This window comes from Brevibacillus sp. SYP-B805, from assembly GCF_011059135.1.
Lineage (GTDB): Bacteria > Bacillota > Bacilli > Brevibacillales > Brevibacillaceae > Brevibacillus_F.
In genome coordinates this window covers 126,439-146,278 of sequence record NZ_JAALGD010000007.1, presented here as the reverse complement: position 1 = coordinate 146,278, position 19,840 = coordinate 126,439, and the positions used below count along the sequence as shown (strand labels likewise).

At 48.8% G+C, this 19,840-nt stretch carries 21 protein-coding genes; 2 read left to right on the top strand and 19 right to left on the bottom strand.

The window, feature by feature from the left end; translation table 11 throughout:
• Window positions 1–52 precede the first annotated feature (52 nt).
• The 5 genes from cccB to hpf all read right to left on the bottom strand — a co-directional run bounded on the left by cccB (window position 53) and on the right by hpf (window position 5,483).
• Window positions 53–415, bottom strand: coding sequence for a cytochrome c551 (cccB, locus tag G3578_RS10930; RefSeq protein WP_165212553.1), 363 nt, complete (start codon window positions 413–415; stop codon window positions 53–55).
• Window positions 416–508: 93 nt separating this feature from the next.
• Complete coding sequence (locus G3578_RS10925; protein ID WP_165212551.1) at window positions 509–778, bottom strand: YciI family protein; 270 nt, start codon at window positions 776–778, stop codon at window positions 509–511.
• A 241-nt stretch (window positions 779–1,019) separates the two neighbouring features.
• Window positions 1,020–2,136, bottom strand: a protein-coding gene (gene prfB / locus G3578_RS10920; protein ID WP_165212549.1) for a peptide chain release factor 2 whose coding sequence is annotated in 2 segments (ribosomal slippage) — window positions 1,020–2,054 and window positions 2,056–2,136 — 1,116 coding nt in all. Because the reading frame shifts where the segments join, the coding sequence is not laid out codon by codon here.
• Between the two features lie 134 nt (window positions 2,137–2,270).
• Window positions 2,271–4,793 carry an accessory Sec system translocase SecA2 gene (gene secA2, locus G3578_RS10915; protein ID WP_165212547.1) on the bottom strand — a complete coding sequence of 841 codons (2,523 nt, stop codon included), beginning with the start codon at window positions 4,791–4,793 and terminating at the stop codon, window positions 2,271–2,273.
• Window positions 4,794–4,934: 141 nt separating this feature from the next.
• Window positions 4,935–5,483 carry a ribosome hibernation-promoting factor, HPF/YfiA family gene (gene hpf / locus G3578_RS10910; protein WP_165212545.1) on the bottom strand — a complete coding sequence of 183 codons (549 nt, stop codon included), beginning with the start codon at window positions 5,481–5,483 and terminating at the stop codon, window positions 4,935–4,937.
• Between the two features lie 216 nt (window positions 5,484–5,699).
• Here hpf and G3578_RS10905 point away from each other — a divergent pair, with 216 nt between their 5' ends.
• Window positions 5,700–6,779, top strand: coding sequence for an HD-GYP domain-containing protein (locus G3578_RS10905; protein ID WP_165212543.1), 1,080 nt, complete (start codon window positions 5,700–5,702; stop codon window positions 6,777–6,779).
• Window positions 6,780–6,872: 93 nt separating this feature from the next.
• Here G3578_RS10905 and G3578_RS10900 read toward each other — a convergent pair whose 3' ends face one another.
• The 5 genes from G3578_RS10900 to G3578_RS10880 form a co-directional block, all read right to left on the bottom strand.
• Window positions 6,873–7,070 carry a cold shock domain-containing protein gene (locus tag G3578_RS10900; protein WP_165212541.1) on the bottom strand — a complete coding sequence of 66 codons (198 nt, stop codon included), beginning with the start codon at window positions 7,068–7,070 and terminating at the stop codon, window positions 6,873–6,875.
• 91 nt (window positions 7,071–7,161) lie between these two features.
• A complete protein-coding gene (locus G3578_RS10895) occupies window positions 7,162–7,836 on the bottom strand; it encodes an amino acid ABC transporter permease (protein WP_165212539.1) in 675 nt (224 codons plus the stop codon).
• A 129-nt stretch (window positions 7,837–7,965) separates the two neighbouring features.
• Window positions 7,966–8,784 carry a basic amino acid ABC transporter substrate-binding protein gene (locus G3578_RS10890; protein WP_165212537.1) on the bottom strand — a complete coding sequence of 273 codons (819 nt, stop codon included), beginning with the start codon at window positions 8,782–8,784 and terminating at the stop codon, window positions 7,966–7,968.
• Between the two features lie 244 nt (window positions 8,785–9,028).
• Window positions 9,029–9,796 carry an OmpA family protein gene (locus tag G3578_RS10885; protein WP_165212535.1) on the bottom strand — a complete coding sequence of 256 codons (768 nt, stop codon included), beginning with the start codon at window positions 9,794–9,796 and terminating at the stop codon, window positions 9,029–9,031.
• Entirely contained in the window at window positions 9,786–10,601 is an 816-nt protein-coding gene (locus tag G3578_RS10880; RefSeq protein WP_165212533.1) for a motility protein A, read from the bottom strand. Before G3578_RS10880 ends, G3578_RS10885 begins: the two co-directional genes overlap by 11 nt.
• Window positions 10,602–10,766: 165 nt before the next feature.
• On the opposite strand from G3578_RS10880, the gene G3578_RS10875 reads away from it, so the two are divergent.
• Complete coding sequence (locus G3578_RS10875; RefSeq protein WP_206529620.1) at window positions 10,767–10,958, top strand: polyribonucleotide nucleotidyltransferase; 192 nt, start codon at window positions 10,767–10,769, stop codon at window positions 10,956–10,958.
• A 202-nt stretch (window positions 10,959–11,160) separates the two neighbouring features.
• Here G3578_RS10875 and G3578_RS10870 read toward each other — a convergent pair whose 3' ends face one another.
• The 9 genes from G3578_RS10870 to pseC are packed head-to-tail and all read right to left on the bottom strand — an operon-like array spanning window position 11,161 to window position 19,830.
• A complete protein-coding gene (locus G3578_RS10870) occupies window positions 11,161–12,393 on the bottom strand; it encodes an acyl-CoA reductase (RefSeq protein WP_165212529.1) in 1,233 nt (410 codons plus the stop codon).
• A gap of 10 nt (window positions 12,394–12,403) precedes the next feature.
• On the bottom strand, window positions 12,404–13,471 hold the full coding sequence (locus G3578_RS10865; RefSeq protein ID WP_165212527.1) for a LuxE/PaaK family acyltransferase: 1,068 nt from the start codon (window positions 13,469–13,471) through the stop codon (window positions 12,404–12,406).
• Between the two features lie 5 nt (window positions 13,472–13,476).
• On the bottom strand, window positions 13,477–14,877 hold the full coding sequence (locus G3578_RS10860) for an AMP-binding protein (RefSeq protein WP_165212525.1): 1,401 nt from the start codon (window positions 14,875–14,877) through the stop codon (window positions 13,477–13,479).
• The gene (locus G3578_RS10855; protein ID WP_165212523.1) at window positions 14,874–15,617 is read right to left on the bottom strand and encodes an SDR family NAD(P)-dependent oxidoreductase; all 744 of its coding nucleotides are present in this window, start codon (window positions 15,615–15,617) and stop codon (window positions 14,874–14,876) included. Before G3578_RS10855 ends, G3578_RS10860 begins: the two co-directional genes overlap by 4 nt.
• Entirely contained in the window at window positions 15,617–15,850 is a 234-nt protein-coding gene (locus G3578_RS10850; protein ID WP_165212521.1) for an acyl carrier protein, read from the bottom strand. Before G3578_RS10850 ends, G3578_RS10855 begins: the two co-directional genes overlap by 1 nt.
• A gap of 35 nt (window positions 15,851–15,885) precedes the next feature.
• Entirely contained in the window at window positions 15,886–17,181 is a 1,296-nt protein-coding gene (locus G3578_RS10845; protein ID WP_206529619.1) for a DUF4910 domain-containing protein, read from the bottom strand.
• Window positions 17,182–17,208: 27 nt separating this feature from the next.
• Complete coding sequence (locus G3578_RS10840) at window positions 17,209–18,012, bottom strand: AAC(3) family N-acetyltransferase (RefSeq protein ID WP_165212519.1); 804 nt, start codon at window positions 18,010–18,012, stop codon at window positions 17,209–17,211.
• 51 nt (window positions 18,013–18,063) lie between these two features.
• On the bottom strand, window positions 18,064–18,600 hold the full coding sequence (gene pseH, locus G3578_RS10835; RefSeq protein ID WP_165212517.1) for a UDP-4-amino-4,6-dideoxy-N-acetyl-beta-L-altrosamine N-acetyltransferase: 537 nt from the start codon (window positions 18,598–18,600) through the stop codon (window positions 18,064–18,066).
• A gap of 21 nt (window positions 18,601–18,621) precedes the next feature.
• Window positions 18,622–19,830, bottom strand: coding sequence for a UDP-4-amino-4,6-dideoxy-N-acetyl-beta-L-altrosamine transaminase (gene pseC / locus G3578_RS10830; RefSeq protein ID WP_165212515.1), 1,209 nt, complete (start codon window positions 19,828–19,830; stop codon window positions 18,622–18,624).
• Window positions 19,831–19,840: the final 10 nt, after the last annotated feature.

Sequence of the window (19,840 nt, the reverse complement as noted above, 5' to 3'; positions counted from 1 at the left end):
TGTTTGACAACAAAAAACGCCCGATCTTACATCGGACGTCTCAACATGCTTCTTATTTCTTATCCGCCAGCCATGCCGCGATGTTGTCTGCATCCGCGCCCTTCACCAAACCGGCCGGCATGCTGCCTTTCCCTTTCTCCAAAATCTCCCTGATCTGATCCTTGCTGTACTTGGAACCTACATGGGTCAGATTGGGGCCGACCATTCCCTCCAGATTTTGCCCATGACACCCCGCACAGGTGCTTTTGAACACATTTTCCGCTGCTGCGGCATCATAGGTGGTACTGCTGGCGGGCGGGGTTGTTTGGGACGGCGGCGTTGTTTGAGCGGGAGGCTGGGTCTGCTGCCCTGTACCGCACGCGCTTGCCAAAATGAGAAAAGCCCCTGCCGCAAGTGCCCTGGTGACACCATTCATGCTGCTTCCTCCTTGAATTTGTCTTCTTGGCTAAGTATGCCTCGTCTCGCGGAAGAACATGCAGCGGAATCGATGTCATTTCACACGGCACCCTCAGCTCAACGGCAGCTCAAGCGGACTCCACTCGCGCAGTTCCAAGGTGCGGGCGCCTTCCTTGACGACCGGATCGGCTTCGGCCAATTGTTTGGCTTCTTCCCAGGTCTCCGCTTTATAGATAACCATCCCGCCGCGTTTGTCCGTAAACGGACCGGCCATCACCACTTTGCCCTGTCCATAAAGCTCGTTGATGTAGGCAAGATGGGCAGGACGAACCTTGGCATTCAAATCCTGATCGATGATCGTGAGCATGGCAACGTACAGCATCTCCGTTCCTCCCTTTCCGTTGGGTGTGTTCGCTGTCATTTTACACCACCATCCCAACGCTTTGAAAGGATCATCGCGTTCTGATCGTGATTCTAAAAAACCCACCCGGCTTGAGCTATCGCTGCGCCGGGCGGGGCCCCCAACCTTTCTCTGCCACTTTATCACTTTAAAGAACTTAAGCTTTCTTCTCTGACAACAAAGGAACGGCGGTCAGCATCCCGCTTCCCGCCGTTTTCCACGTCTATTGTCGATTCAAGTGGGAACGGAGATACGCATCGATAAACACGTCGATCTCGCCGTCCATCACCGCCTGCACATTGCCGACTTCCACATTCGTACGGTGATCCTTCACCAGGCTGTATGGGTGAAATACATACGAACGAATCTGGCTGCCCCAGGCGATCTCTTTTTGCTCACCCTGGATGGCGGCCAGCGTTTTTTCCTGCTCCTCCCGCTTCCGTTCAAACAGGCGGGACGCCAGCATCTTCATCGCCCGTTCGCGGTTTTTGATCTGCGAACGCTCCGTCTGGCAGGTCACGACGATGCCCGTGGGCAGGTGGGTGATCCGCACGGCGGAATCCGTGGTGTTGATATGCTGTCCGCCCGCGCCGCTGGAGCGGTAGGTATCGATTTTCAAATCCTCCGGACGGATCTCCACATCCGTATCCTCTTCGATCTCCGGCAGCACATTGCAAGAGACGAACGAGGTATGGCGGCGGCCGGAGGCATCGAATGGCGAAATCCGCACCAGCCGATGCACCCCTTTTTCCGACTTCAGGTAGCCGTAGGCATTGTGTCCTTTAATCAGCAGCGTGACGCTTTTGATCCCGGCTTCATCCCCCGGCAGATAATCCAGCGTCTCCACCTTGAATCCGCGCGATTCCGCCCAGCGCGTATACATGCGCAGGAGCATGGATGCCCAATCCTGCGATTCGGTTCCGCCCGCACCGGGGTGAAGCTCCAGAATCGCATTGTTTTTGTCGTACTGATCGCTCAACAGCAATTGCAGTTCAAAGCTTTCGAGCTCTTTTTTCAGCTTTTGGGTGCTGTCGTACAAATCGGGGATCAGCGAGCTGTCTCCCTCTTCGATCGCCAGCTCCAGCATCACCTGCAGATCCTCGTATGAACGGTCCAGCTCTCCCATTGTATCGGCAAGGGATTTGAGCGCATTCAACTCGCCAATGGTCTTCTGGGCGGCATCATTGTCATCCCAGAAATCAGGGGCGAGCATCCGCTCCTCCAATTCCCCGATGCGTTCCTGTTTGGCAGGCAGGTCAAAGAGACCCCCTAATTTCCGCTAAGCGTTTTCCCAAACCGGCCATCTCTTGCTTGACATCTGCGACATCGATCAAAGCCATCGTATCTCAACCACCTTTTTTACAGACTCTTACCCTTCTTTATTGTAGCGCAAAAGCCGGGGAGTGCAACCGCGCGTAAGAAAATAACCCGCCCGACCGCAAGCTCCGTTCGCGTCGGGCGGGTTTCCCGCTCATCAGCGTATGCGTTTGATATTACGTCTCCGCTCTTGTTCCTCTGCGCGGCGCTGCGCCCTGTTCTTTTGCTCGGCATTGCCCGAAGCGGCGCTGTTTGGCCGCTCCGAAGGGCCGGAGGTTTGCAGGGCCGACGGATTGGCCCCCTGCCCCTTTACCACTTCCTGCCGCTCCAGATTCTGGCTGACTTCGGCTTTCATGATGTACATCGCCACTTCTTCCTCGATGCTGGCGATCATGGCCTGGAACATCTCAAAGCCTTCAAACTGGTATTCGCGCAGCGGATCGTTCTGGCCGTACGCCCGCAGATGAATCCCTTGCCGCAGCTGTTCCATCGCGTCGATATGATCCATCCACTTGCTGTCGACAGCGCGCAGGACGACCACTTTCTCGAACTCGCGCATCATCTCGCCGATCTCTTCTTCGCGTTTGGTGTACTGACGCTCCACTTCCGCTTTGAGGAACTCGATGATCTCCTCCGCTTCCTTGCCTTTCAGCTGGGAAACGGTCAGATTCTCCTCGTGCAGGAACATGTGGTTGGCCGTGTCCACCAGACCCTGCAGATCCCACTCTTCCGGCACTTCCTCTTTCGGACAATAAGCCGTGACATTGCGTTCGATCAGGCTGTAAATCATGCCCAGCACGATGTCGCGCAGGTTCTCTTTTTCCAGGATTTCGCGGCGCTGCTTGTAGATCACTTCGCGCTGCTGGTTCATAACGTCATCGTATTGCAGGACCACTTTCCGCGTGTCAAAGTTGGCGCCTTCCACACGTTTCTGGGCCTGCTCCACGGCACGGGTCACCAGCCGGCTTTCAATCGGCACATCTTCTTCCATGCCGAGGCGATCCATCATGTTCATGATGTTTTCCGCCCCGAAACGGCGCATCAGTTCATCCTGCAAGGAGAGGAAGAACTGGGAGGAACCCGGATCGCCCTGACGGCCGGCACGTCCGCGCAGCTGGTTGTCGATCCGGCGGGACTCATGCCGCTCGGTACCGAGAATATGCAGGCCGCCCAGTTCGGCCACCCCTTCTCCCAGCTTGATGTCCGTCCCCCGCCCGGCCATGTTGGTCGCAATGGTAACCGCTCCGTACTGGCCGGCACGGGCCACGATCTCCGCTTCCCGCGCATGATGCTTCGCGTTCAGTACGTTGTGCGGCACGCCTTTCTGCTTCAGCATGGCGGACAGACGCTCGGAGTTCTCGATGGAGATGGTACCTACCAGCACAGGCTGTCCTTTCTTGTGCCGCTCGACGATATCATTCACGACCGCCCGGTACTTGGCCGCTTCCGTCTTGAAGATCAGATCGGGGAGGTCTTTGCGGATCACCGGCTTGTTGGTCGGAATCACTACAACATCCATGCCATAGATCTTTTTGAACTCTTCTTCTTCCGTCTTGGCCGTACCGGTCATGCCGGCCAGCTTCTGATACATCCGGAAATAGTTCTGCAGCGTGATGGTGGCAAGCGTCATGCTCTCGCTCTGCACCTTCAGGCCTTCCTTCGCCTCAATCGCCTGATGAAGGCCGTCGCTGTAGCGGCGGCCCACCATGAGACGGCCGGTGAATTCGTCAACGATCACCACTTCGCCATCCTGCACCACGTAATCCACATCGCGCTTGAACAGCACCTGTGCCTTCAACGCCGCATTGATATGGTGGTTCAGCGTCATATGGGCCGTGTCGTACAGATTCTCGATGTTAAACGCCTTCTCTACCTTGCTGACGCCTTCATCCGTGAGGGACACGATCTTCAGCTTCTCATCAACGGTATAGTCGACATCCTGTTCCAGCCGTTTGACAAAATGGGCACAAATATAATACAGCTCGGTGGAACGGTTGGCCGCCCCGGAGATAATCAGCGGGGTGCGCGCCTCGTCGATCAGGATGCTGTCCACCTCGTCGATAATCGCGTAAAACAGCGGCCGCTGCACCATCTGTTCCTTGTACAGCACCATGTTGTCCCGCAGATAATCGAACCCGAATTCGTTGTTGGTTCCATAGGTGATGTCGCAGAGATAGGCCGCCCGTTTTTCTTCCGGGGACATGCCATGCTTGTTCAGGCCAACGGTTAGCCCCAGGAAGTTGTACAGCTCTCCCATGGTCTTGGCATCCCGCTCCGCCAGGTATTCGTTCACCGTGACAACGTGAACCCCTTTCCCCAGCAGGGCATTCAGGTAGGTGGCCAGCGTCGCGACCAGCGTTTTCCCTTCCCCGGTTTTCATCTCGGCGATCCGGCCTTCCTGCAGCACCATCCCGCCGATCAACTGCACGTCGTAATGCCGCATGCCCAGCACGCGCTTGGATGCTTCGCGCACCACGGCAAACGCTTCGTTTAAAATATCATCCAGCTCCGCCCCTTGCGCCAGGCGAGCCTTGAACATCTCCGTCTTCGCTTTCAGCTGTTCATCGGTCAGCGCCGCCATTTCCGGTTCCAGCGCATTGATTTTCTCGACGCGCTTGAACATCTTGCGGACTTCTCGCTCACTGCTGTCTCCGAATATCTTTTTTACAAGCCCTAACATTGGGACACTCCTTCCTTCCTCAGGGGAGACCGTCTGAGCAACATTTCTCACTCTCTAAAGAACTATTCTAACAAAACATAACAACCGAACACAAGCAAAGGGAGTTGTGATTACCAACAACTCCCTTGAGATGCTCCCTGTTTATTTCGGTTCAATCAGTCCGTAGCGCCCGTCGTTGCGGCGGTACACCACATTCACATCATTGGTTTCGGCATTTTGAAAGACGAAGAAGTTGTGCCCCAGCATATCCATTTGCAGCACCGCCTCTTCCGCGTCCATCGGTTTCAGATCAAACCGCTTGGTGCGGACGATGTTGATTTCCACATCTTCTTCCACATGATCCGCCACCATGACCGGCTCTGCCTCGCGAACCAGCGACCGGTTGTTATCCAGGCGGAATTTGCGGATCAGTTTGGTCTTGTGCTTGCGTATTTGACGTTCCAGCTTCTCAACGACGAGGTCAATGGCGGCATACATGTCATCGTGAGTTTCCTCGGCGCGAATAATCACGCCCACCAGCGGGATGGTGACCTCAATCGTTGCTTCACCTCGGAGGAATCGCAGGGTTACATGGACATCGGTGGAGAGTGGAGAATCGAAGTAACGTTCAAGACGGCCGATCTTCTTCTCCACATAGTCTCGGAGTGCTTCAGTAACCGGGATGTTTTCACCACGAATGTTGAAGTTCATGGGCATTACCTCCTTCCGTCTATAGAATACCTATTCCCGTTTTCTTTAAAAAAATCCTTCAAAAAACACCGGAAATTTTAATGTTTTCTTTACATTTGCGACATATTTTTCAAACATTCGACATAAAATGAAACCTATTTTATCCAAGAATAAAAATTTGTGGTATAATGTTGCTGCTTGAACGTTTGGCCACATGTGTGTTTTGGAGGTACCTGCATGCCAGAAATCACAACGTCCTATTCATTGATCGGCAAAACGCTGGAGCATGATGTGTTTAACGAGCACGGCTTGCTGCTGCTTTCAAAAGGAACCGTGCTAACCCGCAATGATATCAGCCTGCTCATTTCTCATAAGATTTATATGGTTCCCGTGTTGGTGTCTCCGGATTTCCCGTTTTCCAGTCCGGAACCCTCCCATAGCGTGATTTCGCAAATCGAAGACCTCCTGAAATCGAGAGGGGCCGCGGAGAAGTATTTGACGGCTCTGGAGCAAACCAAAGAGCTGTTCGGCAAGGTTACGGAAGTGTATATCCCGCCGCTCCGGCAGTTTACCCACGCTTTTTTCCCGCTGCTTGACCAGGTCATCAAGGAAACGGGATTGTTCACTCCCCTCTATCTCATAGAGGGATCAGACAATTATACCTACCGCCATTCCATCAATGTGGGGATCCTGTCGGCGCTGATCGCCAAATTGTTGAACCGGACGACCGAAGAGGTGATCCTGCTGGGGCAGGCCGGTCTCCTCCATGATGTGGGAAAAATGTTCATCCCCCAGGAGATCCTCATGAAGCCGGGACGGCTGACGGACGACGAATTCGAGATCATGAAGCAGCATACCATTCTGGGTGCCCAGATCCTGAGCCGCATGGAAGGCACCAATGAGGTGATTATCCAGTGCGCCCTGCTACATCACGAACGCAGGGACGGTTCCGGGTATCCACAGGGGCGCAAGGGGCTGGACATCCCCATTGAAAGCCAGATCGTCGGCGTAGCCGATGTCTTCGATGCCATCTGTTCCGACCGGGTCTACAAGTCGCGCAACTCGCCGTTCGAAGCCGCCAAGGTCCTGTGGACGCTCACCTGCGACGGTCTGCTGAATCCGGAAATCGTCAACCGCTTCATCAACTACATCGCCACGCTCTATGTCGGCAGCAACGCCCTGTTAAACACCGGCGAAGAGGTGGAAGTGATCCTGATTCACATGGATGAACCGATGCGCCCCCTGGTGCGGCGAGGAGACGAGTACCTCGACCTCAGGAAACACCGCTCGCTCTCCATTGAGAAAATGATCGGCTGACAACCAGCGCCTAAACGAAAACCCCCTGTAAGAAGGCAACCTTCTCTCCAGGGGGATTTTTGATGTAGGTCGAAAAGTGGAAAGCGCTTTCAGTTACAGTTTCACCACGTTTGCCGCTTGCGGACCGCGATCGCCGTCAACAATGTCAAACTCAACCGCTTGACCTTCGTCCAGGGTTTTGAACCCTTCCGCTTTGATGGCGGAATAATGAACGAATACGTCGCCGCCGTCTTCGCGCTCGATAAAACCGTACCCCTTCTCAGCGTTGAACCATTTTACTTTACCCAGCATGCAATACATTCCTTTCCGTTTACAAACTTGTATGAGATTGACGTCTCATGAGTCGAATATATCCTACAGCATTTGGAAAGTCAAATGATCCTCACTTCGGGGTATAACGTTTCTCGAGACCTCGCACCACCACCCGGGACAGGAACAGGGTGAGCACGAGATAGATGGCTGCTGCCGTCAGGTACGGCGGATACCGCTCAAAGGTATTCTTGGCTACGCTCATGGCCGCGTAGAAGATCTCCGGCGTGGCAATCACGGCCAGCAGGGACGAATCCTTCAGCAAAGCGATAAATTCGTTCCCCAGCGCGGGCAGCATGCGCAAAAACGCCTGAGGGATGATAATGAGGCGCATGGCCATTCCTCTTGTCATTCCCAGCGAACGAGCCGCCTCCATTTGCCCAACGTCAATCGACTGGATCCCCGCACGGAAAATCTCGGCAATGTAGGCAGCAGCGTTCAACGAAAGCGCCACAAATCCGGAAAACATGCCGCTTGGAATCTCCGCTTCAGGAAAAAACGTTTTCCAGATGGACGGAATGATCGCAAAGTGAACCAGGAAGATCTGCACGAACATCGGGGTTCCCCGGAACAACTCGACATAAATCGATGCCGGAACTTTCAGCAAGGGATTTTTCGACATTTTTCCCAACCCGATAAACAAACCAAACACGGTTCCCAAGATCGTAGCTACACTTGTCAGGATAATGGTATTGATGACGCCCCGGATGAATAAATCCTGGTAAGTCGCAATGACACCCCAGTTCAACAATGTCCCCTCCTCTCGATGATCGGTCCAATAAACCCGACAGGCTCTTGCCCGGGCGTTAGCCAAGCGAGCCGCGTAATGGAAAGCGGGTACGCCCAAAGACGTACCCGCCCCGCGTTGCCGAGATGATTATTCACCGAAGTATTTGGTGTGGATCTCTTTCAGTTTCCCGTTATCCTTGATTGTTTTCAATCCCTGGTTGATCTTGTCCAGCAGTTCGGTGTTCCCTTTTTTCACCATGATGCCGTAGTTTTCAACCTCAAACGAATCATCTTTCACCAGTTTGTATTTTTTGTCGGTGATTTTCTTCGCATAGTCTTGCAGGACGGCGTTGTCGGCTACCACCGCATCAACGCGGCCGTTGAAGAAATCATCCACGGCAGATGGCGTATCATCATAGCCCTTGATTCCTTCATACGTATCGCCGAATGCTTTTTTCACCACTTGTTCGCCGGTCGTTGCCGACTGAACGCCGATTTTCTTCCCTTTCAGATCAGCCAGCTTCGTTACCGTCGAGTCTTCCGGCAGCAGAATCAACTGATGCGCTTCAAAATACGGCTCGGAGAAATCGTATTTCTGCTTGCGCTCATCCGTTATCGTGATCGCGGAAATGCCAATGTCCACATTGCCTTTATCGATGCCGTCAAACAGCGGGTCCCAACCGGTGTTTTTCACTTCGATCTTGATGCCGGCCGCATCCGCCACCGCCTGGATCACTTCGATGTCAAAACCGGTGATTTTGTCCGCTTCCATTTTTTCAAACGGAGGATACGCCGCATCCGTCCCTACCACATACACTTTCTCGGTGCTGCCACCTGCGGCCTGGCCGCCGCCGGACGCTTGATTGCCTCCAGCCGCCTGATTGCCGCCGCTGCCACAGCCAGCCAGGAGCAGGCTGAAGCTTACCGCCAGTGTTAAGGATGCTGCCCATTTCTTCCCGATCTTCATTGAAAAGCCCCCTTCTGTTTCTAAGTCTTTTTCCCCAGTACTGTCCACATGGAAGATCAAACCGCTATGCATTCTCCACAAAGTTGTCCACATTATCCACAACAAGTTGTGCACAAGCTGGGGATTTCTTTTTGCTCCGTCATCGATGCGCTTTCTCAGGATGGACGAAACACAAAAATCACCATGAACTACGTTCTCTGTTCTTTCGCTGAATCCTTCTCTGCAAATTTTTTTTATCAAAAAATTAGTTTTTCTCTTTTTCCGCCAGGATCACGATCTCCACCCGACGGTTGCGCGCCCGGTTCTCCTCATTCGAGTTGTCCACGACGGGATTGGCTTCGCCCCAACCGGCCACCACAAAGCGGGAAGGAGCCAGTCCGTGCTGATCCACCATTTCCCGCATGACGGAGATGGCCCGCGCGGACGAAAGCTCCCAATTGGAGCGGTAGATCCCTTTCCTGATCGGCACGTTGTCTGTGTAGCCCTCGATGCGGACGCGCTGCGGAAAGCGTTTCAGCACCTCCGCGATGGTGCCGACCAGCTTTTTCCCGTCTTCCTGCAGATCAGCCGATCCGCTGGCAAACAGGATGGTTTCCGGCAAACGGATCCTCAGCCCTTCTGCTGTTTCGACAAATTGGACGTTTACCTCCTGAAGCGCCGCGGCCAGTTCGTTGTTAACGGTCTGCCTGTCCTGCTCGGCATCGTCCGTTTCGCTCTGCACCTGCTGCGTCTGTTGGCGGAGCTCGTCACGTTTGGCCTCCAGGGCCGCGATGTCACGCTGCAGCTCCAGCTTTTGCAGCGACAGGATATCCTTGCTCGCGATCGCTTCCTTCAGCTCCGCCTGCTGCTTCGTTTCCGCCTTTTTCACCTCGTCGAGGCGCGCCTCCAGATGGGCGGAGTGGGCGGCGGCGATGATCAGGATGATCACGAACAACAGGGTAAACAAGTCGCTGTAGCTGATCAGCCAGCTTTTCTCCAGCTCCTTTTCATCGTACAGGCGCTCATCCTGCATGGTGGGCCTGCCTTTCGATCGTTCCCCTCATGCTGCCGGGCTGCTTGATCAGCACCATCTTACGGTCCTCCGGCAGGAACGAATTCAGTTTCTCAAACAGCACCCGCGGCGTCTCCATCCGCTGCAGACCGATGCAGCCTTCGATGTAGAGCCGCTTCTCAAACATCTCCCGGTCGTGGATGTCCATGAGACGATAGTAGCAGGGCAGCGCGAACAGGTTGGCCAGCATGGCCCCGTACAGCGTGGCCACGACGGAGGCGCTCAGGCTGTGACCCGTCTGCGTGAAATCGGAGAGGGTTTTCAGCACGCCCGTCATCCCCAAGAGTGTCCCGACAAGTCCCATCCCTGGCGCAAGCAGGCTGATCAGCCGAAACATCCCGCCGATCTGCTGGTAACGGTACTGCTCCCCTTTGAGTTCGTTTTCCAGGATCAGCCGCAGCTCCTCCTCAGCCAGCCCTTCGATGGCCAGCAGGCCGCCGCGGCGCACGAACGAATCCGGCTCCTTCATCAGCTCCTTTTCCAGCGCCAGATGTCCCTGCTCCTTCTGCACCAGCGCATAGTAATAGAAACGCTTGATCGTCTCCTCCACTTCCCCGGCTCGTCCATACACCAGCAGACGCACCAGCGGCCGAAGCTCAATGTGCTTGCGCTTGATGGCGTAAGAAATGATGATCGAGAGCGATACCAGCTCGATGGCGGTCACGTTCAGAAGTTCTTTCATGCTGCCATTCAGGTAGACCGCGTGAACGAGAATTACCAGAACCACCGCGATCAGGAGCAGTGATCGTCTCTTCGTCGAAAACATAGGGTCACCCGCCAGAATTGGTCAATATTTGTCGAGAATAACGTTTTTATTATAGCAGATGGTAGAGTTGTTGAAAGGAGGGAAATTGAAGGAGGGGTAAACAATTCTAGCCAATTGGCCGATAGATCAAATGAGGCCAAAATCAAACCGGAAGAGGTGAGTATGATGGACATTGGCAGTTTCATGAGTACCCAGCTGAGCATTTTGCAGCATACCGTTAATATGGCTCTTCTCAATATGGCGAATTCTTCGCAAGCGGCAGCAGCAACCGCTATGATTCAGAATCTTACCCAGACGCAAGCGATCACCCAAGCGCCGCATCCTTTTTTAGGTATTCATCTAGACATAAAGATATAAATTGAGTCTGCTTTATCTAAGTTGAGTTTGTCCCTGCTCAGTTTTAACATAACAGTGTATCCAAGAGACTTACAGCAACCTTGGCTCCCATTTCGACGCTCACATTACCATTGACGATCCTTGTAAAATTCAACAGATTCTAAAAAACCGAAAAAAGTAGCCCAATAATGAAATTGTCCTACTTTTTTCGGTTTAATCTTTATTATACGTTCACGGATACTTCTCTAGAAAAGTATTGAAACAAATTATACCCGTCCCACACCACGGAAAAATTTAGTGACTGTCCGATTGGAACAATCCGATCGATAGCCCTATTAGGTAAGGTCTTGACAAAATGAACCAGCTCGTCCTTTTGAAAGCCAAATACAGACAACGTTTGGTCTTTGATTGTAAGATGGTTGGCCAGATGAGATAATGTCGGAACTTCGATTTCTATGAAAACTCCGCTTCCACAATGGATCTCCCGCATCTGCATATTCAATTCATTCGATTGAATTCGTACTGGAGAAACCGTCTTCATGAGTACCTTTCTTGTCTCTGGCATGGAAGCATAGCGATAAGCTACAGCCATCCGCCTAATGCCAATTGCCGGTAACTCCTTCTGATAATAATGGTTTACATGCTCAGAGAAGGCATTCCAAAATTTCGTTTTTGCAGCGGTAATCTCATTGTCTTCACCAATCCAAAACACCGTCTTTGGTGAGGAACATGCTAATTGATCAAACCAGAATACATCATTAAAGAAATTCCGAAGTAACTCCGAAAAAACCTGCTCAGATGCTGTCAAAACTGCATCCGCTTTTAGCGCTGCCACTGAAAACCGATCAGCAAAAACCATTTCAATAGCAGATGGAGGTAATGGGATGGAGCGAATCTTTCGAACCGTTTCATCTCCCCCCCAGATAACACGCAATTGACACTTGGCAGACAGCTCTCTTGTAATTTCATCATCATGGTCATAACTTAGTAGCACCGTTCGAGAACGTATCTGGCTGTATTCCTCTTTGGAAAGTATTTCTCCTATGATTTGAAGGATTACTTCAATCTGTTGGCTTCTTTTTCGAGACAGCCGAATGATGTTGATATTCCCCACCAGCATGGACAGTACCCATGAATAAATAAAAATTGTATCGACGTTCGAGGGAGCAAAATGTAACACCACCCCCCGCGGGAGGTTTACTGTATCGGGGCTAGCCATCCGAAAATAATGATCTCTAATTTGGCGAATGTGAGCCGGCCTTAGCCAATGGGCCATTGCCATCAACTCGGGAAAGTTCCGCATTGTTTTGTTAAGCAATATTCGCCTTGATAACTCATGTAAAAAATCCAGCATACTTTCATGAAACGGCTCTAACAGAGTCTGGGAAGATACCTGCTCAATTTGGTTTTTCCAATCGGATCGATTTTCTTGTTCCATAGAAATCAGAATATCCATTTCTTACCTCCTATTGGTAAGAGTATACATCGCTGCATCCTCTCAACTCTGCAGCCGGTAGCCTTCCCTTAATCAAAAAGATTTTCCCTTTTCTCCCACACTTGCAATTATCTTCCCCATATACGGTTCCCAGATCCTCCGTGAGCAAAATGTTCCCCGGATAACTTTTGGGAAGCACACTCAACACCTGAATTAATCCCTCTTCACCAAACGGGAGAACTTGTAAGGTTTTGGGATCACGTATAATGACATCGGAGAAACTGGGGGCGTGAAAAAAACCTTCTTCGCATTCCATAAAAATAGAGCCAATCTGTTCCACCATACCATAATAATTGTGCACAGATTGGATGCCTAACTGCTCGCGCAGACTTCGGTTAAATGTAACGTTATCAACTTGCTGATCCAAAAGTTTTTTCCAACCGCCACCGTGGATCAACACGCTGTTAGTCAAGTCAAGCTTTTTGTCCATCTTCTTGCAAACCTGGTAAACGTATCTCCAAATCATAAACGTGAAACCAAATAAAAGAATTTTTTCCCCTTTATGTTTCTCCAGAAAGGCTTCCAACTGTGACCACTGAATGTTATATTGTTCATCAAGCAAATAGAGGTGATCTCTGCCGAAATTGGAGAAACCGAGGATACCTGCACCTCTTGCATTAAAAGAGGATCGATTCGTTAAGACTGACTTGGTATCCAAAATAATCATTGGGTGACGATGTGATCCAATGTAAGAGCCAACAATGGAAATCAGCGCCTTCGTTTGAAGAGAAGACGTGACACGATCCAAGAAAATCCTGGACACCTGTTGAGAAGTCGTTCCACTTGATGTAAGTATTTTAATGACGTTCTCACGTGGGACGCTAACCAGATCGATCATCTTAAATAACTGAACAGGAAGCATGGGCAAGTCCTCTAAGGAATGATAGTGCCCCCCCTTCTTTCCAAGCGTGTCAAGCATCTTCTTGTATTCCTGGCAATGGTTGTAATGCCAAAGAATCGCCTTATTCAGTTCATCCAGCAAATACTCCTGTTTCTTAGCCTTTTCCAAGTGAAACACGTTTTCAAAAAATCTATCCATACAATTCACATCACCATCTCTGTGATTTTTGTGTAATCTATCTTTCCGTTTGCCGTTCGGAAGATTTCTGGAACCACTTTCACTTGAACAGCCGACGAATGCAATTTATAAAGATGGATGACTTCAGTTTTCGCTTTGTCTGCATACTCCTCGTTTTCCAGTATAATCGCCAACATCCGATCATCTCCAACACAAGCGACTGTAACCGGAATTACTTTTTCCAACGCCCGTTCAACTTCATCAAGATTGACGCGCAATCCAAATAGCTTAATAAATCGCTTCAAACGCCCGGTAATATAGAAAAACCCATCTTCATCCATCTTGCCCAAATCCCCCGTACGCAAGATGCCGTGATATTCATCGCCTTTTCCCAAATCTTCACGTGAATTTGCATAACCGAGCATTACATTTGGACCCTCATAGATGAGTTCTTGAGTTCCCTCATCGATCGATAATTTTCCTTGGGGAATCGCTACCCCGATCGAATCCTCTTTTCCCGATAGTCGATCAGGTGGGACATAACTTATACGTGCCGTAGCTTCTGTTTGCCCATACATGACAAAAAAACGCCACTGTTTTTGCATGGCCATTTGATGGAAATGTTTCACCAATCGGGGCTCCAGTCTGCCACCAGCTTGCGTAAGGGTACGTAAGGACGGCAAGTTCATTGTATGAAGCTTTAAACGCTCCAACATTTGATAAATAAACGGAACACCAGCAAGAGAAGTTGCTTTCCTCTCTCGAAAAAAATCCCAAAATCTCTTGCTTGTCACACTTTGATTCGTCAATAATACAGTGGCCCCTACTTGGAAATGGCTGTGAATAACAGATAAACCGTAGGAGTAATGCATTGGAAGCGTCGTAATTGGCCTGTCTTCCTGCTGCAGTTCCAGATACTGAGCAATAGACTCCGCATTCGCTTGAATATTCTTGTAGGAGAGTTTTACCAATTTGGGACTTCCTGTTGTTCCGGAAGTGGAAAGCAACACAGCCACATCCGGATGGATACGGTGGTGTTCTTGGAACATACCCGTTTTTTTCACCCATATGAAGTACCGATCACTTTGATGGATTACTTGATAGGACTCGGGTAACACGACTACATCAGGTGCATAGATCCACTCAGGCTGATATAAATGAACCAACCGAATAAGAAGATTGTGGTGGATTGCATTATTCAATAAACAGACCGCATCCTTTTTCTGTAGCGCTGCCAAATACGCAATCAAAGGCTCCACTTCATTATTGCAAAGTATGAAACCGAGCATTTTGGAAGAAGCGGTAGGCAATTTGCCGATAATAGCTTGAACCAGACTGGCTAATTCTCCATAAGTAATTTCCTTCCCGCTTTCTTCATCCATGATCGCTGTGAGATGCTGCGGATGTTTCAACATCCAGAAACTCATACGATCATGCCCCCATCTACTCCGATTACTTGTCCCGTTACATAAGAGGACCAATCACAACTCAGGAAAAGTATCACCTTAGCCACTTCCTCTGGAGTACCGGCTCTACCCATTTTTATAGTGTTCAACTTTTCCTCGAATTTTTGCTGAGAAAGCTGTTTTGTCATATCTGTTTCGATAAAGCCTGGAGCAACCGCATTGACTCGAATCTGAAAAGGTGCTAACTCTTTTGATGCGGAAAGCGTTGCCCCAATAATAGCTGCCTTGCTGGCCGCATATACAACCTGCCCCACATTCCCAAATCTTCCCATGATGGAACTGACATTGATGATTGATCCGCTTTTCCTCCTCATCATGAATCGTGACGCATATTGCATGTGGTATATAACGGCGTTCAAATTCACAGCCATCGTTCTATTTAGCTGCTCCTCAGAAACCATTGGCAGAAGCGCATCCATCATAACGCCTGCATTGTTTACGAGAATATCCAATTGTTTGTAATGGGCCTGAAAAAGAGAAAATGCCTGCTTTACGCTGACCGGGTCGGAAACATCATAACCCATGATCATTGGAGCCTTGCCTGTTTTAAGTTCAATCTCTTCTGCTGTATCCTGTAGGCTTTTTTCAGAAGTAGCACTTAGGACAACAGTCGCCCCTTGGGAAGCCAATTCTACTGCAGTTGCCCTGCCAATCCCTCTTGACGCTCCTGTGACCCAAGCAATCTTATCCTGCAGTAACATTACACTTGTACCCCGTATTTCGCGAGAATTTCCTTCGCTTTTTTAAAACTGCTCATATCAATGACATCTTCCGTTTCAATCATGATACCGAACGCTTCATCAAGAGCAGCTATCAAGCCCAAATGACCAATGGAATCCCATTGTGGAATGCTGTTAAATTCTAGTTCATCCTTTACCATTTCCTCTGGAATATCGAGCGCTCTCGCAAAAACTTCTCTCAATTTCTCTTCCATACGTTAAATCCTCCAATATTCAAATATTTTCCCTACTATTTTTTGGTTTCCAGCAGTCCACAATCCAGCAACCTTTTAACAATAGGCAGTAAGGATAATACCGGTACACCAATGATATTGCTTATATCAATCAAATCATTGGTGCCATCTGCATAGGCAATCAAGTTCATCATATCGCGTACCTGTTTGCCAGACTCTTTGGTGCTCAAAGTAGGGTAGAGTCCATATTTGCCCAGTTGTGGTTCCCCTAGACAAGTCACTTGGTAAACCTCATTGGCTTCAAGCACGGTGATACATTCTCTTAATAGTTCCAGACTACCATACAATCCATCTTTGGTCACTAAGTCCAAATTATCGAGTGACGTATGATATTCGGGGTATTCTCCATATTTGGTCCGCATGATACTCGCAACCGGTAGATCCACCCCCGGACTGCAGTATTGCCTTTCATCGCCGCCTCGCTGAAGATATGTGTATCTAACAAAATCAGGGTGTCTGTGTGACAAAACATTCATGGCAACTTTATCCGCAAGCGTGTTGCCATATCGCGAGGGGAGGAATGAGTATGCCCGATCATCCCCAACACATGATATATTGAAACCTGCAATGATGTTGCGTTTCATCTCATCAATGTTGCGGCTTAGATAGGTGATGGAGCCGATCGTTTCCGGGATAAAAACTATACGGTATGAATATTTTCGCGGAGCCCCCAGAATCCATTTTACCAGATAAGTTGTTACAACCGGACCGGACAACTCATTATTCGCCATGGACGGATGGCAAACGTATGTGGAAAGAAAAATCTCTTTGGAAGTTTCCCCTGGGATCAATATCTCGCCGTAGGTTAAACTCCCCTCTTTTATTTCACTGTCTATTACCACGTGATACATACCTTCTTTGAGCTGCTCCCGCTGTCGATGAGTTAGGCAAAAGCCCCAACGTTCTTTGTAATAGGAGGTGACATAGGGGATCGCATCCGGCTGATCTTTCAAGGAATAAAGATGATTTTGGAGTTCTGAAAGAGTCATGTGTCGATTAACAGGAACCGAGTAACCGACCACATGAAGGTTATTTTCTTTGAAGTCAACTATTTTATTGCCTTCCTCATCTAAGATATATGCATCTTTGATGTTCCATTCTTTAGGGACCTCCCAGTCAAAAACTTTGGTTCCCGTTGGAACCTCGTGAATATCCAAAGGAATAACTTCCTGGATGATTCTGAGCGTCTCCCTAACACCGTCTCCCGTGATGCTGCGGCATATTGGGAATAACCGTTTGATTAAATCATACATCTCGTCAGCTTCCGAGCTTTGATACGTCATTTCACTCATGCCAATTTCCCATCCTACTAGATGTGGTCACCCTGCGATGGTGAATAAATTTCTAGCTTCATTATTCACGATGTCATCTCGAATCAGGTCATATGCTTTATGCAAGTCTACAACACGGAAATCAACATGATTGATCGTTTTCATAACAGCTGCACCATTTTTGTCAAGAATATCTCCCATCCCGCCAATTGACGTTATTACGCCTCTATCAATATCCCGAACAAGCATCGAGTAAGTTCTTTCTGTGGAAATTCCGTTCTCATCAATATATTCTCCTGTAAAATCCTTCAAATAGCGGTAGTGTACCTTCTCTCTCTCTTCCACATAGTGTACATACGTAAATGATTTTTGATAATCAAGCCCAATGATGAGCATTTTTCCATGATTGGCATGTAAAAAGGCAAACGGGGAGTCAGGTCCGAACGCACTTTTATTATCAAGGCTGATCAGATAATCTTGTGCTTTTCCCCATACTGCAAATGAGTAAATCGGATGTCTGGTCCGTCGAAAATCGCCACGTTTTAATGCCACATTGGATAGGGAACCTACCTTTGACAACGTATGTCGATAATCAAAGGGCTCTCCTGAACAAAAGCCCCAATTGTAGGTAGGAAAAAGAATTGTCCCCTTTTCTCCGATTTTTCTTATCAACGAGTCGATAAAAATGTTGGGATCGAACAATTCTCCTCGCCTGTAAGCTTCCACTGCCAGTCTTGTAATATCAGATCCTACTAAGACTGTGTCACCCTCATAGACTTCAATCTGTTCCACAATTTCCGAATAACTAGTATATATTTCGCTCATAGGAACCTCAGTAAATTTTCCAATCATAATAAATAGTTCAACCACGAGGATTTATTGTGATTAACCACTATATTCCCATCAATCGAATGTCGTTTGATATTTCCTGTATTTGTTACTCTCTTTTACCCAGTCCTCTTGCAGTAACTCCAGCAGGTAAACATCATGGTATTTACCATATTTATAGATATGATTTCTATAAGTTCCCACTTCTCTATAACCATGAATCTTATGTAGTTTTACAACATTCTCATTCCCCTCCATTACTTCGGCTGTAATCTTTTTCAGTCCCAAATCTCTGAAGGCATAATTATACAAAAAGGGAGGAATGATACCACCATATACCCGGTATTTTTCTTCACCAATATAAAAACCCGTACTAGATCGTTTGTGCCGATAATCAATTTGGTTCAAGGAGATAACTCCCACATTCTTTCCTTGAATGGAAATGATCCAGTATTTCTCAGTTGGAGAGTTAGAAATACGCTCAAACCATTTTCTTTGTTGATCCAAATCGTATTCAACATCGGTATACATAAAGCGAGTGACATCCTCTTGTGTCCGCCACTTTAACACTTGCTCCAAATGCTCTTCTTTCATTCGGGTAAATGTTATCATCTTGCATGTTCCTCTTCATGGTTAGTTAACAGAATATGCACCAAGAACTTTCTCTACTCCCATTATAACGTCGTTCACATCCTGATTGCTCATGGCTGGGAATAAAGGCAATGTAATGATCCGCTCGTACAATTTTTCCGCAATGGGAGCGATCCCTTTTTGGTAGCCCAGTTTTTGATAATAAGGGTGTAAATGAACAGGCAGATAATGTACATTTACTCCTATGTTTTCCGCAAGCAATGCCTTGTATATTACTTCTCGTGTACAAGACAGCTTATCCAATTCTAATTGGATAATATACAAGTGCCAGCTTGACTCACGGTCGTCCATTTGATAAGGAATTCGAATGCACGGATTTTTGGAGAAATGCTTATTGTATATGTTGGCAATCTCACGGCGCCGATCCACAAATAGCTTCAGCTTTGACAATTGGGAAATGCCTAGTGCCGCTTGCAAATCCGTCATGCGGTAATTGTACCCCAGTTCCAGCATTTCATAATACCATGGCCCCTGAGAGGTATTTTTCAGAAGGGTATGCTCTCTCGTAATGCCATGGCTGCGGAACAGCAACAATTTTTGATAAAAATGTTCCGAATTCGTTGTAATAATGCCACCCTCACCCGTTGTGATATGTTTAACAGGGTGAAAGCTGAACATTGTCATATCTGCAATACTGCCAACTCTTCTTCCGCGATAGGTGGCGCCCAAAGAATGTGCCGCGTCTTCAATGACCACGGCATTATGATCTTTGGCCATCGCTATGATCTCATCCATATCTGCAGGTTGACCTGTAAAATCAACAGGGATAATGGCTTTGGTCTTTTCTGAAAGAAGGGACTGAACCTCTTTAGGGTCGATATTGTAGGTATCGGGATGAATGTCGGCAAATTTGACGGTACCTCCGCAATAACGCACACAGTTTGCACTTGCAGCAAAGGTCATCGGCGTGGTTATCACTTCATCTCCTGGGCCAATCCCTGCCGCATGGCAAGCCCCATGTAGCGCTGCAGTGCCGTTTGAAAAAGCAACAGCATACTTTGCTCCAACCACTTCCGCCACTTTTTGTTCAAATTCTTTTATTTTGGGTCCTTGCGTCAAGAAGGGTGATTGAAGTGTCTCCACTACTGAATGAATGTCTTCTTCCGTTATACACTGTCTACCGTATGAAAGAAGTGTTTCTCTAACGGGCTTACCACCGTGTATAGCTAGTAAATTAGAATCTTTTTCCATGACTCTCACC